Genomic DNA, 15,403 nt, shown 5'->3' with positions numbered 1-15,403 from the left:
TTTGTATAGTTCACTTTATTCCAAGTTAAAGGATTTTGCTTATGGATGGCCGCAAACCCTTGATTGAATTCACTTACATAACCACAGGATAGCCATCTTAGCTCTGCTAACCATACTAAGTTAATTCGCTCTGAGGTGGTAACTTGTTGCGTAACCTATGACTTAGCCGTGTTTAATAAGGTGTATGCAAAGCCCATTATGTTACCCAACTAATGCGCTCAGATATGGCTTGTTTGGTCTACCAAAACATGTTGCTGACATTGTTTGAGCAGTTTAACAAATTCATGTTCACTGCGATCTAACTCACCTGCCGCGATAAAAATATCAAAACCCAAACGCATGCGTAACTTTTGCATCCGATTAGCCAACATCGCTTGAATACCTTTGTAAGTGTTACCTTCGGCGTCTTTGAAATAATCATCCTCTAATAAATCGGCCCCGTAGCAGTTGCCTGTATTGCATTGCTCACGGTCTTGACCGTAAAGCAGCAATGGTCGCTGTTCCATCAAAATATGGGTTATCAAACGAGGAGAGATATGGGCTAGAAACGGCTGATAAGACTTCAGTTTAATACCCACCATAGACAACTCTTGGTAGTCTAAACCTTTAGCAACACGGGGCACGCCCATGCGCTGTACATTATTCCAGTCTAGTTGCCATCGCCCACTTTTATGCTGAAAGTACAACGTTTTTCGTGATAAAACAAAACTGTGCAAGGGTTCGCGAAATTTAAAAAAAGCGACCAGTAAAGTAACAATAGAAAAACTGGTTAACAATATACCAATTAAATAGGCGCTCTTGGGCAACCAAATAAGCAACTGGCTAGCGACCAACAAACCAAACACACCGATTATTGTGGTCGTGAACACATTGCGTTTAGCTGCACGGCGAATTTCTATTAGCTCTTGCATTGTTTACAGCCAAAAGTAGGTAAATACAAAGTACATAATAATGCCCCACAGGATGACCATGCGCCAGCGTTGACAGTATCTACAGTCTGTCTGCCACCACGGTTTTTTATGTTTATGTTTGTCTAACATTAGGCCTAGCTAACCTATCAGTAAGGGTTACGCAGCAAGTGGCATCTTGGTTTGCTTTGCTCGGTACATCACTGCCACCACAAGTGGTGTGAAAATGAGTGACAATATAATAGAAAACCCTACCCCGCCAGCCAACACCACCGCTAAAGGCGGCCAAAACGTCCCGTCACTAAACAATAATAAAGGAACAAAGCCACCCACTGTGGTAACTGTCGTTGATAGAATATGCCGACTACAGCCCATCACTTCTTGCACAATGTGCTGCACATTGCCCGCTTTAGCAAGGGGATTAGCATTGATCGCGGCAATCACTACAATTGAACCATTAATGGCCACACCAATCAAACCTGCACAAGCTAAAAGCGGATTAAACCCCAGCGGTAAACCAGACAGCCAAAGACTTAGCATACCTAAACCAACTGACAACACCGCCACGACGCCAATTAACAATGCTAAACGCACGCTACTGAAGGACAGAATTAACGTTGTTATCATCAATACAAGAAGAACAGGAGCATAGGTCGCTAACTGCCCTAAGGCCTCTTTTTGTTTATCGGCATCACCCGCCAATTTAAATTCGTAGCCCTTAGGTAAGGTGAAATTTAATTCAACAAGTTTTTGTTGCACCTTGCGACTTACATCAATTGCAGTGGCGCCTGGCAGTAGAAACGCTTCAACATTATTGACTCGAACTCCATTTAAGCGCGTTATTCCAGCAACACTGGGGCGTAAGGTAAACTCCCCCAAAGCGGCGACGGTCAAACGTGCATATGTCTCAGACTCTGCTTGATTACCTTGATACAGAGGCAGGGCTTGAATAGCAGACACTGTATTACGGTGCTGCTGAGCAACTCTAATCCGGATAGGCACTTCTTCGGTGCCCTCTAAAATTGAGCCACCAAGTGTACCATCAAGGGCCAGTTGTAACTGCTCAGCGATATTGACTAGAGACAAACCAGCAAGTTGGCTGGTATCTCGATTAGTATCAAGCACTAATTCAGACTCACCGAGGGTAATAGAGGCGATAGTTTGACTGATACCCGGGACCTGAGACATCGCAAAACGGACTTGCTCGCCTAGTTGATTAAGCATATCAAGATCTGGCCCTAGAATTTTAAAGCCCACCGGCGCGCTGATGGGAGGGCCTTGGCCAAAGGCCCGCACCACAAATTTCACCTCTGTAAACTGCTCGTCCAATAAGTGTTGCAATTCGCCTATTAACCTTTTAGCGCGCCCAACACTCTCAACCGTCACGACCGCATTGGCAAAGTGGGGAGAATTATCACGATTCATCACTTGGTTGTAATACACAGATGGGCTTGAGCCACCCACCAACCACGTGACTTGCCGTACCCCGCTTTGACGTCTGATAAATTCATCAGCTTGCAAGGCCAGCTTTTCGGTTTGTTCAATGGCCGTGCCCTCAGGCATCCACAAATACACTTCAAACTGATCACGATCAGCGCTAGGAAAAAACACGTTGCCCAGCTGGCTTGCTAAAACAAAGCCTGATACCGCAATCAGGGTGCTAAGACTAATCCCTAGTAAAGGACGTCTTAGGGCTTTTTCTAAAATTTGTCTAAAACGTTGGCTTACATGAGGCAATTGCGCGCCTTGGTGGTACCAATGGCTACTTGTGCTGACTTTTCCTTTGGGTAACAGTCTGGCTGCCAGCGCGGCAATAATAGTCAATGAAATAAATAGCGAGCCTAGCAACGCCATGACTACGCTAATAGCAATAGAGCCGATAAAATCTCCGATATTGCCAGGCAAGAGAAAAATAGGCATAAAACCCAAAATGGTAGTCAGTGTAGAAGCCAATAAGGGAACAAACAAATGGCGAATGCTGCTGACTAAGGCTTCAAGCCGCGACACATTGTTATGGGCCAATTTTGCTCGGATCTCATCGGTAATAACAATGGCATTGTCAATCAGTAAGCCGATAGCGATGATGATCCCAAAAATAGACATCTGATGAATTTGTTCGTCAAAAAAACTCAATGAAAACAGCACAAAACTGGCACACAATGGCAACGATAAGCCGACGATCCAAGAAGCGCGTGCGCCCATAAAAAATAACACCACGACCATCACTACCACACAGCCCATCAGCAAGTTTTGCACTAATTGCGACAAGCGGGCATCGGTATAGATGTTTTGTTCAAAAACGATATCTGCGCCCACCGTTGCGCCAAATTGTTGATTAAACTCATCGACTGCTGCCTTGGCATTTTTCGTCCATGTATCCACCCTTACGGTGGTTTGCATGCGCACCGCGACAAACACCACTTTTTCGCCATTGACGAGGCCAATGTCGTCAACTGGGGTACGCCATCCGCGCTCTACGGTGGCTATATCTCCCACACGTAACAACCCTCCCTGTGGATTTGCCTTAAGTGGAAGCTGCCTTATTCTTTCAACGCTGTCGAGTTCATCGGCAATTTGTAAGCGCACATCTTGCACACTGCCCCGCAACACTCCTGCGGGCACCTTAGGATCGGCATGACTTACCGCGTTGCTAGCCTGCGCTATAGTCAAACCGGCAGCATGTAATTCATGGGGATCGATCATGACCTTAATTTCTTCATTTAATTCGCCATAGGTCCTGACTAACTCAGTGCCACTAACATTACGTAGACGATCGGCGAGTTCATCAGCCATACGACTGACAATCGTCATTGATGGTGCAAGGTCTGCCGCAGGTTTCAACCCCAACAACAAGGTAAATGAGGTAGCACCGCGGCGCTCATCTAAAACTGGCTCTGATACCCCTGCCGGAAACGCTTTTTGGGCGTCGCTTAGCGCCTGGCGTATTTTTGAAAAAATCTGCTCATTTGACGAGTTGTCAACCCATGCCTGTAGTTCTAGAACAATAATTGAAATACCCGCTCGCGACGTGGATTTGATCTCATGGATTTCAAAAAGCTGACGCAGTTCATCTTCAATGACATCAGTTACCAAGGCTTCAACGCGTTCTGCGGAAGCCCCTGGATAAGCCGTAATGACTAAGGCGTTACGCGTATCGATGCGCGGATCTTCTAAACGTGGTAAATTCATAACGGCAGACAAACCTGCCACTAACAACACCAAAATACTCAGCACTAATAAATGTTTATTGCGATAAAACAAGCTGTACCAAGGTGTGGTTTTTGGCACACTCATAACGCAGCCTCATGGCTTTGCTGCATGAAATTTTGGATCTGAACCTGTTGACCAGGCACCAATTTGTGCACACCATCAACAACAACCTGGGCAGGCTGAGTTAGCGCGCCGCTAACATAGGCTTTTTGCTCATCGGTGTAATGCACTTCCACCAGCTTTGACACCAACACGCTGAGGCCCTGAGCATTAGTCTCTACCACAAAAAGACTCCATAGGCCTCGAACACCGCTGATTAAAGCGGTTCTGGGTACCCAACTGCCACGTTGTTTAACCTGCCTTTGCTGTATCAAGCTTACTAAATCACCCTTTAATAGCCGGTGTTCGTTTTGTAGCGTAAACAACACATCAACAGTTCGGGTACGTGAGTGACGTTGAGACCCAATCGCTTTAACTTGGGCCTGCAATGTTACGTCCCCCCAAAATAATTCGACATTTTGCCCAATGGAATAGTCCTGGACATCAGTGCTTGGCAACGCAAAGCGAACCTGTAATTGGTTTTCTTGCTGGAGCATAAAAACTGGCTGACTGGCATTGACCACCGTGCCAATGTCTGCAACACGGCTGATAACAACACCAGTAAAAGGGGCATACAAGCGGGTTTTATCTAGCTCTAGTTTTACCGTCGATTTACGTGCTTGCACTTCTTTCACCAAAGCCGATGCTGCGGCTGTTGCTTCACGTACTTCGTCGAGCCGCTGGCTAGACTCCAACTTCTTACTGACCAAGTCTGCTACTCGATTTTCAGACAACTTCGCTAGGCGTAAATCTGCCTCCACTCTGGCCAAAGTGGCATTGATTTCACTTAGATTGACTTCCATTCGTTTATTGTCTAATTGGGCCATTAACTGGCCGACTTCAACTCTTTGCCCCTCATCCACTAAGGCTTGCACAAGTTTACCGCCACGATCAAAACCCAAGGCTGAAAGCTGATTTGCCTCAACCTGACCCACCGCAATTCGACGTTCTGAGTATTGTTGCGTGAGAGGGATTGACATAACATCTACCACAGGCACGGAATATGAGCTTGGCATTACCGCAACCTGGCCTCTACCTGAGAACCATAAGAGAATAATCAGTGCGATAAAAAACGCGCTAACGATGAGTAAAAAAACCAATTTACTGGTCTTAAGTGGTGTGCTGGAAAACGAATTCATAAAATTCTCATGTCAAAGCAAGTATATTAAAAGCAAAATAAATACTAGACCGTCTAGTTTGATAATAGAATACAGATTAATCATAAAACTGCGAAGAAGTTTTTTAAGCAGATGGAGAAGATTTTGACAGAGCTTGTTGTCGGTAAGGCTGGACGCCCTAAAAGTGTCCAAAAACGTAAGCAGATTTTAGTGGCTGCGGGTGAGCTATTTTTAGAGCAGGGATTTAGCGGCTGTTCCATGGACATGGTAGCCAAACACTCAGCGGTGTCAAAACAAACGGTATATTCTCACTTTAGCAATAAAGAGGCCCTGTTTACGGCCGTGATTAATGCCAAGTGCAAATATTATCAATTAGATAGTCAACAGCTAAAACATGAAAGCGGACGTTTTGAAGACATCTTGCAACAAATTGGCTTGCAAATCATTCGCTTATTACACGACAGTCAAGTGATTGCATTATATCGCATTGTCATCGGTGAAGTGAGCAGCAACCCACGAGCCGCTGAATTATTTTATCAAGCGGGCCCTCAACACAATATGACAATGTTAGCCCAATGCTTTTTACGTTTTCACCAAGGCGCACTTACTGAATCACAAGCCATGCAAAGTGCACTGGTATTTTTTAACGCATTAAAAGGCGAGTTTCATACCAAAAGCGTTTTGGGACTGGATTTTGCGCTTAATCAAGAACAGCAGCAGCAACATGTTGAGGAAGCCATCGCCGCATTGCAAGATTTTATAAAAAGGCTGATGCAGTGAAACTTATTGAGCTTTTAACAGCCAAACACATGCAGCAACACTCATATTAACCGGGTGTAAAGCGAACATGTAATACATTTCACCTTGTGCCAAGTATAAATAAACAGTGTTTTGGCAAATTAAAATGAGTTTATGATGAGATTAACCCAGCCTATTGCTACTTTTTTATCAATTTACGCCTTGTGTTCGAGCCAGTTAGCCACCGCACAGAATACCCTTTGGCATGATCAATCGGCTAACAATCGTCAAATCGATCATCACGTTTCTGAGTTACGAGCCACCGCACGTAACGCTCGCTATCTTACTATTAATCGCGAAAACTTGACGCAGATGCGCACCAGTCTCAATAAAAGTCATACCTTGTCTGTCCCTTTACCCAATGGCGAATCGGTCGAATTTTCATTAAGCCCCTCGCCTATTTTGTCTACGACTTTGGCCAATAAATACCCCGAGCTAATGACTTATAGCGGCCAGCAAGTCGACAATGCGAATAATTACGGCCGCTTCAGTCTCAGTCCACAAGGTTTTTTTGGCTTTTACCGGGTTGATAATGAGTGGCTGTTGCTATCGCCCCAATTAAAAAGCTCAACTGACGACTATATGGTGTATGCCTACAAGGACGCCATTGATGAATCTGCCAGCGAACTGGCTCAAAAGGGTGCTGACTTTTTAAGCCTTGAGCAAACCAATGATGCCCCCGAACTAGCGCAAAAAGCCGCGCCAACCGGCGACCAAATTCGCACCTACCGACTAGCCATCAGTGCCACAGGTGAATACACCCAAAAGTTTGGCGGTAGTGTCGCTAATGTGGTGGCCGAATCGATGATTTTAGTGAATCGAATTAACCAAATTTTACTTACCGATTTGGCTGTGCAGTTTGAATTAGTCGACAGCGAAGCGGTAATTTTTACCAATGCAAGTACCGACCCTTATACCAATAATAACGCCGCTAGTGATATTGAAAGTAACCAAACCACCCTCGACAATTTAATTGGCTCAAGTAACTATGACATTGGCCATTTACTCACCACCACTGGTGGTGGCTTGGCTGGAATAGGTGTGGTGTGCAAAAGTAGCTTTAAAGCGTGGGGCACAACGGGCTCTAATAACCCCACTGGTGAACGCTTTTATATTGACTTAGTTATTCATGAGATGGGCCATCAATTAGGCGCCAGGCACACGTTTAATGCCCTAGATCAAAGTAACTGTGACGCAAGCCAACGTGCTGACCAAAGTGCTTTTGAACCTGGCAGTGGGTCTACCATCATGTCTTACGCGGGATTGTGTAGCGGTCAAAATATCCAAAATGACACCGACCCGTATTTTCACGGAGGCTCTATCGAAGAAATTCGAGATTATGTGGACGGCTTTAACGGGCGTTCCTGTGGAACTGTTGTGACACAAGACAATGCTATCCCACAAATTACAACGGGGCCAAGCAGTTACACTATACCGGCAAATACCCCTTTTATGCTTGATGCCCAAGCATCTGACGACGACAACGATGCGCTGCTTTTTAATTGGGACCAAGTCAACCCTGGCGGGGCGGATGGTGGCACAGTTAATGGCACAGCAATGCGCACCGACAATGGCGCCAATCCCTTATTTCGCTCTTTTCCTGATTCAACGAGCTCTGCTCGTTACTTTCCGCAATTAAATAGCGTGGTGAATAACCAATTGGTCACCGGTGAAGTCTACCCAAGCACTGATCGCACTCTCACCCTACGTCTTACTGTGAAAGACAATAAAGGCGGTGTGAACAGCAGTGATGTAACGGTAAATGTGGTGAACAACTCACAACGTTTTGCCATCACCTCCCCCGATATTGGTGAATCCTGGCTTGGCTTATCGCAGCAAACCTTACGTTGGAATGTTGCTGACACTCACCTAAGCCCTTTTAGCTGTACTTCAGTAGATATCTTAATGAGGACCAGCAGCAGTAGTGACTTTGATATCCCCCTTGCGGTAGAGGTGGCTAACAGCGGCGAGCAAATAATTACCGTGCCTAATGTATCAACTAACAGTGCAAGGCTAATGCTTAAGTGCAGTGATAATGTGTTTTACACCGTTAATAATGCCAATCTAAGTATTAGCGCAGTAGAAGCGAATTCACCGCCAATTGTGGTAGGGCAAAACGCCCTCAGCGTAAATGAAGATGAAAGTCGCACGATAAGCCTTGCCGATCTGAGTGTTGAAGATACGGATTCTGTTTATCCTGATGACTTCAGCCTCAGTTTACAAAACGGGAATGATTATTCTTTAGTTGATAATCAAGTGATACCAGATCCTGACTTTAATGGACAACTCACTGTTCCCCTTACTGTCAATGATGGTAGTAGTAACAGTGAAGTCTTTGCTTTGCTGTTAACCGTTATCCCAGTGAATGACGCGCCCGAAATAGTGGCTCAATCGAGTATTAGCACCGCTGAAGATACAGCCGTCGTGTTAAGTCTGAGCAATATCGTGGTATCCGACCCAGATTCCAACTTTCCCTCTGATTTCAGCTTGACCGTCAATAACGGGAATAACTATTCTTTAAATGGAAATTCGCTTATTCCTGATCTTAACTTTAACGGAGAATTGACCGTTCCGGTGAGCGTGAGTGATGGAAGCGCGAGTAGTGCAAACTTTGCACTGAGCATCAATGTTACGCCGGTAAATGATGCACCAGTGGCGCAGAACGACAGTGTCAGTGTTAGTCAAAATTCAACGGCGAGTTTGATTGATGTGCTGGCAAATGACACTGACATCGAGGATGCCCCTCTGATAATCACAAATATTAGCTACAGTGGTCAAGGCGTGGTAAGTATCAGTAATCAGCAAATCAGTTATCAAGCGGCGAATGGGTTTTCTGGCACGGAAAGTATCAACTACACCATCAGTGATGGTGAATTAAGCAGTAGTGCCAACCTAACTGTTACCGTTACGCCTCTGCCAGTGACCACTCCAATTACACCGACATCCAGCAGCGGTGGCGGTAGCGTGCATTGGCAGCTACTTGCTTTACTGAGCAGTGTGGTATTTTTTAGAATATCAAGGCAGGTTAAATCTAGTGTGTAAAGGGCGAATAGATGTAGCAGCGGTATTATTGTGCTTAGGGCTTACTGCTTGTGAGCAAAGCTCTGTTTCGCCGAAGGGCGATGAGGTAAGCATAAATTCTTCGCAAAATCGCAAACAGCAAACTCAATCTGAGGCCAAAGCAGACGCACTGTTAGCAATCAAGCGACAAGATTTTCGCTTACTTGCCTTACGCAACAAAGGCACAACACTGCCAGGCATTGATTTACAACGCGATGAGTTAAGCCTAATAGAACAACAGTGCGGATTAATATTTATGCAAAACAGTGGGGATGTAGTGTTGAATCAAAGCGAGCTAACGCTGCGCCAAGAGCAATTTGCTTATGCCTTAATTTATAATAAAACGCTGCTGCCTGCTTGTTTACAGCAAGATAAATAAGGCAGCATTACTACCCTAATGTAGGTAGAAAAAAATAGCCTGCTCGACAGGCTATTTTATAAGGAGGCATGAGCAAACTATAAAGCCCTACTGAGGAATGCTTGAACATCTTTTGCCTCACGCTGTTTTGAAAATTCAAGTAAGTCAGTATTGTTACATTTCATACCATCCTCTGACATGAGCTTGCGCAATACATGGTTACTTGAGTGGGCAATTTCACCCACTTTACTGCGGATAGTTCGCTTCAGTAAATTGAGGTCATCGGTCACGACTGCTTTACAAAAATCTGCGTAGGCGATTTCACCTGCAAATTTATAACCTTCAGACCCTTTCATCCCTGCATTAGCTGCAAACGCACTTAACGCAAATACCATAAATACCAGTTTTTTCATCGTCGCATCTCCAGATTAATGACATTCATTTACGGCGCCTTAAGGGCTGAACCGCAATATAGTAATGACGTAGTTTGCTCAAACTTTCTGTATTTTTATTGTGCTAAATCAGTAAAAACCATGTAAAACAATAAGTTGCAGTTTTGTGAAGGCGCTAAGCGTTTGAAACGCAAGCTGTTTTAGAAAGGCCCTATAAGTAATCAATCTAATTTTGCTTGTTTATATTTCGAACTATTCTGTAAACCAGCGCTAAACCAGTCGTTTGCGGCTGTTGATTAGTGGGCCATTAACAAGCAGTAACATCATGTTGTGAATGCTTATTGGGTAAAGCCTGCGCCTTGTGTATGATCGCGTTTTTGTTACTGGCCGTAATTAACCGACATGAAAATCAATCCATTGCTGATGTTAGTCGCTTGCGCCGGGATCCTTCCTCCCGCCGTAGCAGAAACTCAAAACATCGATACCATTACAGTTACAGCCAATCGGCAAAGCCAAACGCTCGGTCAACTCAGTGGTAATATCGCGTGGCTAGATGAAAATGAATTAGCCCTGCTTGAACCACAGCATATTCAACAGGCGCTTGCTAGAGTTGCCGGCGCTTGGATAAGTCGCGGTAATGGCCAAGAACATCTGACCGCCCTGCGCTCTCCGGTACTAACAGGATCCGGAAGCTGTGGTGCTTTTTTTATGGCTGAGGATGGTATTGCTTTGCGTGCTCCAGGCTTTTGTAACGCCAATCAATTATTCGATGTCAATAGCGAACAAGCAGCTCAGATTGAAGTGGTCCTTGGTTCAAACAGTGCGCTATACGGCAGTAATGCCGTTCATGGCGTGATCAATGTCATCAGCCCTGATGCCTTTAACACCACAGCTAATTTACTATCCCTTGAAGTAGGTCCCCACGATTACTACCGCGGTAAGTTTAAGCTGGGCACCCAAAACAATCATCAGGCGTGGCTCGTATATGGAAATGCCACAACAGATGGAGGCTACCAGAACGACAGCGGCTATGAGCAACAAAAAGTAAATGTGGTCCAGCAAAGTCAGTTTGAAAAATGGCAAGTGAAGTCTGTTCTCGCCCTGAGTAATTTAAATCAGCAAACTGCCGGTTTTGTTGAAGGGTTTGAGGTTTATAAAGACCCAAGTCTTCGACGCATAAATGACAACCCCGAAGCATTTAGGAATGCACGTTCTTTAAGAGCATATAGTCGGTGGACCTATGAAGGAGACAGCAACAGCCAATTTAGCATCACGCCCTATATTCGTGGTAATCAAATGGCCTTTTTACAGCATTACCTGCCCTGGCAAGCCTTAGAGGATAATTCTCATAACAGTGTTGGCTTGCACAGCCAATTTATTCAACAGTATGATCACGTTAGCCTACTCAGTGGTTTTGATTGGGACCAAACTTGGGGAAAATCATCAGAGTACCAAGCCGAGCCATTTTCAGACGTAATTCCACAAGGTATGCATTACCAGTATCAGGTCAATAGTGGCGTTTATTCGCCTTATGCTGAATTAAGTTGGCAAATGAGTACACGCACACACCTTACTGCTGGCTTACGTTTTGAGCATACGAGTATGAATTACAACAACCAATTAAGCGATGGAAGTGTCTGTGCTGAGGCGATTACAAACTGCCGATTTGTGCGCCCTGCCGACCAGGACTTGAGTTACAACAATTGGTCACATAAAGTGGCGATCCAACACCAATTAAATGCTGATTTCACTTTATATAGCCAATGGAATGAAGGCCATCGAGTCCCGCAAACCAGTGAACTGTTTCGCTTGCAAAATGACCAACAGCTCGCCGACCTAGACATTGAAGAAAGTCAGTCATTCGAGGTGGGAGGTCGCGTTGTTACTGCCACTACCTATGTGGATTTACGGGCATTTTATTTAGAAAAAGACCAGGTCATCTTGCAAGATACCCAAAGACAGGTGATCAATAATGGCAGTACCTCCCACCGTGGTATCGAACTGACTTTTCGCCAACAATTGAGCCCTATGTGGTATATCGCGGCTGCGGGTACCTATGCACAACATCGTTATGATTCAGCTATGACCATCAGTCGCGAAGACATTGCAGGGAATGATATCGATACCGCCCCCCAACAACTTGGCAGTGCCCAGCTTGGCTGGCAATCGGAGCAAACCCAAATAGAACTAGAATGGCTAACGATGGGTAAGTATTACTTAGATCCTGAAAACACCGCCACCTATGCGGGCCATGAACTGCTTAACCTTAGGGCGAGTACCTACTTGAGCCCAGAACTCAAACTCAGCTTACGCTTATTAAATCTAACCAATACATATTATGCCGAAAGGGCTGATATTGCCTTTGGTAACTATCGCTACTTTGTAGGCGAGCCGCGCAGTGTTTTCGTATCCCTTGCCTATTTATTTGAATAAGCAGCGGATAACCACAAAGCGAGCAAGCTAATTGAGATCGTCATTGTTTTGAACCAATAGGGTGATCGCAGTGTCACTTTACATTGCAAAACTTTATACTAAAGACACAAACCCTATTTTTTGAATTGGATGGATTAACATTTAATGACTAGTGCAATGCGATTATTACCAGAGTGGGCAAAACAAGAGGCAGTCATACTTGCGTGGCCTGACGCAGATACTGATTGGCACCCTTGGCTCAGCACAGTTCGCGAGGTTTACATCAATATTATCGCAGCGTTAAACGCCGCAAATACTGGTGTGCTGTTGTTGGTAAAAGAACATGAACTGGCGGCGTGTAAAGCCTTATTACCCCAAGATGGCAAAGTATTGCTTATTGCCACTGAATACAATGATACCTGGGTCCGTGACTACGGTTTTCTGAGCTGTCAAAGTGAACAAGGCATGCAAGCGGTAGAGTTTCACTTCAACGGCTGGGGACAAAAGTTCGATGCGCGCAAAGACAATGAAGTGAACCGAACAACGTTAGCGCCTTTGTGCCGGCTGCCTTTAATTTCAGTGGATCTCATCGCAGAAGGTGGTGCATTAGAAATAGATGACAATGGCCATTTGTTGTCCACACAATTTTGTTTAAGCAATCCGAAGCGCAATGGCGATCTATCTTTCGAGCGTTATACTGACATTTTCAAACAAGCACTTGGCGCAACGAAAGTCAGTATTTTTGAACATGGGCATTTAGAAGGTGATGATACGGATGGCCACATCGATACCTTGGTGCGCTTTACTTTACAGCAAGGGCTTGTAATTCAATCAGCATTTAATCGTCCTGATGACGGACATTTTGCTGGTTTAGCGGCCTTAGTAGATGAATGCAAAGCGGCACTCCCCCAGCATCAGGTATTTGAATTACCCTTACCGGAAATATACAACGCTGAGGGGGACCGCTTACCCGCTTCGTACGCAAATTATCTGATTTGCAATCAACATGTGCTGTGTCCGGTCTATCAACAGCCTGAAGATACGCTTGCCATGACCATCATGCAGCAAGCTTACCCAGATTTTAAGATTGTGCCGATTAACTGTTTGCCCTTAGTGCAACAATTTGGCAGTTTGCATTGCATCAGCATGCAAGTGCCCGTTAACACGTTAAAACCTGAGATTATCAGTCGCTTAAATGAGGGAGTAAGCCAACTATGAGCAGAGGTACCGATAAAAAAACCACCTTACGGGTTGGTTTAGTTCAGCAAGCCGTCGCCAATAACGATAAACAGCTAAGTTGGCAACGCAGTAAAGAGCAAATAACAGCACTGGCAGAGCAAGGTTGTGAGCTTGTCATGCTGCAAGAGCTGCACAGTACCTTGTATTTTTGCCAAATCGAAAATACCGATTTTTTTGACTTAGCTGAACCTATCCCAGGCCCTGCCACTGACTTTTTTGCTGCATTGGCGGCAGAACTAAATATTGTGTTAGTGACCTCTTTATTTGAAAAGCGTGGATCTGGTTTGTATCACAACACCGCCGTGGTGTTTGACCGTAAAGAGGGCATGGTAGGCAAATACCGAAAAATGCATATTCCGGACGATCCTGCGTTTTACGAGAAGTTTTACTTTACCCCTGGCGATTTAGGCTTCGAACCTATTCAAACTAGTGTTGGTAAACTAGGCGTTCTTGTATGTTGGGATCAATGGTATCCAGAAGCCGCTCGATTAATGGCCATGAAAGGGGCTGACATGCTGTTTTATCCTACCGCCATCGGTTGGGATCCGCTCGATACTAAAGAAGAACAAGAACGTCAACATGGCGCATGGCAAACTATTCAGCGCGCCCATGCAGTTGCTAACTCAGTGCCGGTTATAGTGGCTAACCGCACCGGCTTTGAAGCCTCGCCGATTGAAGGTGATGCAGGTATTCAATTTTGGGGGCAGAGCTTTATCGCTGGCCCACAAGGCGAGATACTGGCGCAAGCCAGCAGCGACAAAGAAGAGAACCTGGTGGTTGATGTAGATTTGGCACGCACGGAAAAAATCAAACGCATTTGGCCTTATTTTCGTGATCGCCGCATAGACGCTTACGAAGACTTAACCAAACGCTGGAGAGATTAAATACTCGTCTTTTTAGGGCAGCATAGCTGCCCTTTTTTATACTCGTTGAACGACCTGATCACCGGGCGACGATTTAAGGTGCAAAACGCTTATCCCTATAAGCTCTTTTAGGCAAACAACCACGTATGAAGCATCCGACCTGGCGCAAAGGTAAAACTTCCCGCAATCAATAAGCCCCCTACGTAGAGAGCTATCATATTAATTTTATGACGTTTAATGTTGCCGCTGCGCACCGCAAAATATGCGCTAGGTACGCTATACAAAACCAAAACACTAAATAGGTGGATGTAACCAAAGTGCCCTAAAAATAAAGGCCCAATTGTGGCGGTCATAAATAAGGTAATCACTGCACTAATCAACATCAGCGACATGTATATCTTGCCTAACTGTTTATGAAGAGCACTCCCCTTGCGGCTTATTAGTAAATACGTACCTAGTATAAATGCTGGAAAGATAGTGATTAAGTGTAAATAGCTGAGTTGCAAGTAGCTCATTGCTTAGGTATCCGAATTGAGTCACAGAGGCTTTAAAAAGTGTGGCGAATACTTCCACAAAGCGGATTAAAAACAAAGTATTAATTTTTCCGACGTTGACCTGTTGATTAAACCGCACAGCGTTGCTAAACATTGACCGCGAGGTCTTCAGTAGTGAAATAACAGCCTGAATAGGCTGTGACTGAGCGCCCTAAGACGTGGACACTGCGCAGCCAATTGCTGTTGAAACCTTCCTACTAAACCAACATCTGCTTCACCACTCAATACAGACAGGGTGAAACTTCGCGGAAAATGACTCGGTTGTGAAGACCGAGGGGCAATTAATTAAACGGTATCGGCACGTTTACATTGCAATTTTTGTTGTATCTACTGACGCTGCATGGCGAGAGAGCTGTGTTCAGTGTTACGCATAGCGGGCCATCAACGAGAAC

Annotated in this window: 11 protein-coding genes; 6 read left to right on the top strand and 5 right to left on the bottom strand. The window is 45.0% G+C overall.

Annotation, left to right across the window (positions count from 1 at the left end; genetic code table 11):
* Window positions 1-218: 218 nt before the first annotated feature.
* The 3 genes from NWQ57_RS06270 to NWQ57_RS06260 form a co-directional block, all read right to left on the bottom strand.
* Window positions 219-911, bottom strand: a complete 693-nt coding sequence (locus NWQ57_RS06270; RefSeq protein WP_306021282.1) for a DUF2982 domain-containing protein — start codon at window positions 909-911, stop codon at window positions 219-221.
* Window positions 912-1,067: 156 nt separating this feature from the next.
* Window positions 1,068-4,202 carry an efflux RND transporter permease subunit gene (locus tag NWQ57_RS06265; protein ID WP_306021281.1) on the bottom strand — a complete coding sequence of 1,045 codons (3,135 nt, stop codon included), beginning with the start codon at window positions 4,200-4,202 and terminating at the stop codon, window positions 1,068-1,070.
* The gene (locus tag NWQ57_RS06260; protein WP_306021280.1) at window positions 4,199-5,356 is read right to left on the bottom strand and encodes an efflux RND transporter periplasmic adaptor subunit; all 1,158 of its coding nucleotides are present in this window, start codon (window positions 5,354-5,356) and stop codon (window positions 4,199-4,201) included. The genes NWQ57_RS06265 and NWQ57_RS06260 overlap by 4 nt, the downstream gene beginning before the upstream one ends.
* Window positions 5,357-5,479: 123 nt before the next feature.
* On the opposite strand from NWQ57_RS06260, the gene NWQ57_RS06255 reads away from it, so the two are divergent.
* From NWQ57_RS06255 to NWQ57_RS06245, 3 genes are all read left to right on the top strand, one after another.
* Window positions 5,480-6,115, top strand: coding sequence for a TetR/AcrR family transcriptional regulator (locus tag NWQ57_RS06255; protein ID WP_306021279.1), 636 nt, complete (start codon window positions 5,480-5,482; stop codon window positions 6,113-6,115).
* A gap of 132 nt (window positions 6,116-6,247) precedes the next feature.
* Window positions 6,248-9,175 (top strand): reprolysin-like metallopeptidase, encoded by a 2,928-nt coding sequence (locus NWQ57_RS06250; RefSeq protein ID WP_306021278.1) that lies wholly within the window; start codon window positions 6,248-6,250, stop codon window positions 9,173-9,175.
* Window positions 9,168-9,572 (top strand): hypothetical protein, encoded by a 405-nt coding sequence (locus NWQ57_RS06245; protein ID WP_306021277.1) that lies wholly within the window; start codon window positions 9,168-9,170, stop codon window positions 9,570-9,572. Before NWQ57_RS06250 ends, NWQ57_RS06245 begins: the two co-directional genes overlap by 8 nt.
* A 77-nt stretch (window positions 9,573-9,649) precedes the next feature.
* On the opposite strand, the gene NWQ57_RS06240 is transcribed toward NWQ57_RS06245, so the two are convergent.
* Window positions 9,650-9,964, bottom strand: coding sequence for a hypothetical protein (locus tag NWQ57_RS06240; RefSeq protein ID WP_306021276.1), 315 nt, complete (start codon window positions 9,962-9,964; stop codon window positions 9,650-9,652).
* Window positions 9,965-10,345: 381 nt separating this feature from the next.
* Here NWQ57_RS06240 and NWQ57_RS06235 point away from each other — a divergent pair, with 381 nt between their 5' ends.
* From NWQ57_RS06235 to NWQ57_RS06225, 3 genes are all read left to right on the top strand, one after another.
* On the top strand, window positions 10,346-12,376 hold the full coding sequence (locus tag NWQ57_RS06235) for a TonB-dependent receptor (protein WP_306021275.1): 2,031 nt from the start codon (window positions 10,346-10,348) through the stop codon (window positions 12,374-12,376).
* 144 nt (window positions 12,377-12,520) lie between these two features.
* Window positions 12,521-13,573: an agmatine deiminase family protein gene (locus tag NWQ57_RS06230; RefSeq protein ID WP_306021274.1), complete on the top strand. Its 1,053-nt coding sequence runs from the start codon at window positions 12,521-12,523 to the stop codon at window positions 13,571-13,573.
* A complete protein-coding gene (locus NWQ57_RS06225) occupies window positions 13,570-14,478 on the top strand; it encodes a carbon-nitrogen hydrolase (protein ID WP_306021273.1) in 909 nt (302 codons plus the stop codon). Before NWQ57_RS06230 ends, NWQ57_RS06225 begins: the two co-directional genes overlap by 4 nt.
* A 107-nt stretch (window positions 14,479-14,585) precedes the next feature.
* Here the strand turns inward: NWQ57_RS06225 and NWQ57_RS06220 are convergent, their stop codons facing one another.
* The gene (locus tag NWQ57_RS06220; RefSeq protein ID WP_306021272.1) at window positions 14,586-14,972 is read right to left on the bottom strand and encodes a DUF2306 domain-containing protein; all 387 of its coding nucleotides are present in this window, start codon (window positions 14,970-14,972) and stop codon (window positions 14,586-14,588) included.
* Between the last annotated feature and the right edge of the window lie 431 nt (window positions 14,973-15,403).

The organism is Paraglaciecola sp., from assembly GCF_030730205.1.
Lineage (GTDB): Bacteria > Pseudomonadota > Gammaproteobacteria > Enterobacterales > Alteromonadaceae > Paraglaciecola.
The sequence above is the reverse complement of the archived record's forward strand: the minus strand, read 5'-3'. Positions and strand labels throughout refer to the sequence as shown.

What these genes read in the sequence shown, in the direction of transcription:
- NWQ57_RS06270 (WP_306021282.1), bottom strand. Translation starts at nt 911, where the DNA reads ATGCAAGAGCTAATAGAAATTCGCCGTGCAGCTAAACGCAATGTGTTC.
- NWQ57_RS06265 (WP_306021281.1), bottom strand. Translation starts at nt 4,202, where the DNA reads ATGAGTGTGCCAAAAACCACACCTTGGTACAGCTTGTTTTATCGCAAT.
- NWQ57_RS06260 (WP_306021280.1), bottom strand. Translation starts at nt 5,356, where the DNA reads ATGAATTCGTTTTCCAGCACACCACTTAAGACCAGTAAATTGGTTTTT.
- NWQ57_RS06250 (WP_306021278.1), top strand. Translation starts at nt 6,248, where the DNA reads ATGATGAGATTAACCCAGCCTATTGCTACTTTTTTATCAATTTACGCC.
- NWQ57_RS06240 (WP_306021276.1), bottom strand. Translation starts at nt 9,964, where the DNA reads ATGAAAAAACTGGTATTTATGGTATTTGCGTTAAGTGCGTTTGCAGCT.
- NWQ57_RS06235 (WP_306021275.1), top strand. Translation starts at nt 10,346, where the DNA reads ATGAAAATCAATCCATTGCTGATGTTAGTCGCTTGCGCCGGGATCCTT.
- NWQ57_RS06230 (WP_306021274.1), top strand. Translation starts at nt 12,521, where the DNA reads ATGACTAGTGCAATGCGATTATTACCAGAGTGGGCAAAACAAGAGGCA.
- NWQ57_RS06225 (WP_306021273.1), top strand. Translation starts at nt 13,570, where the DNA reads ATGAGCAGAGGTACCGATAAAAAAACCACCTTACGGGTTGGTTTAGTT.
- NWQ57_RS06220 (WP_306021272.1), bottom strand. Translation starts at nt 14,972, where the DNA reads ATGAGCTACTTGCAACTCAGCTATTTACACTTAATCACTATCTTTCCA.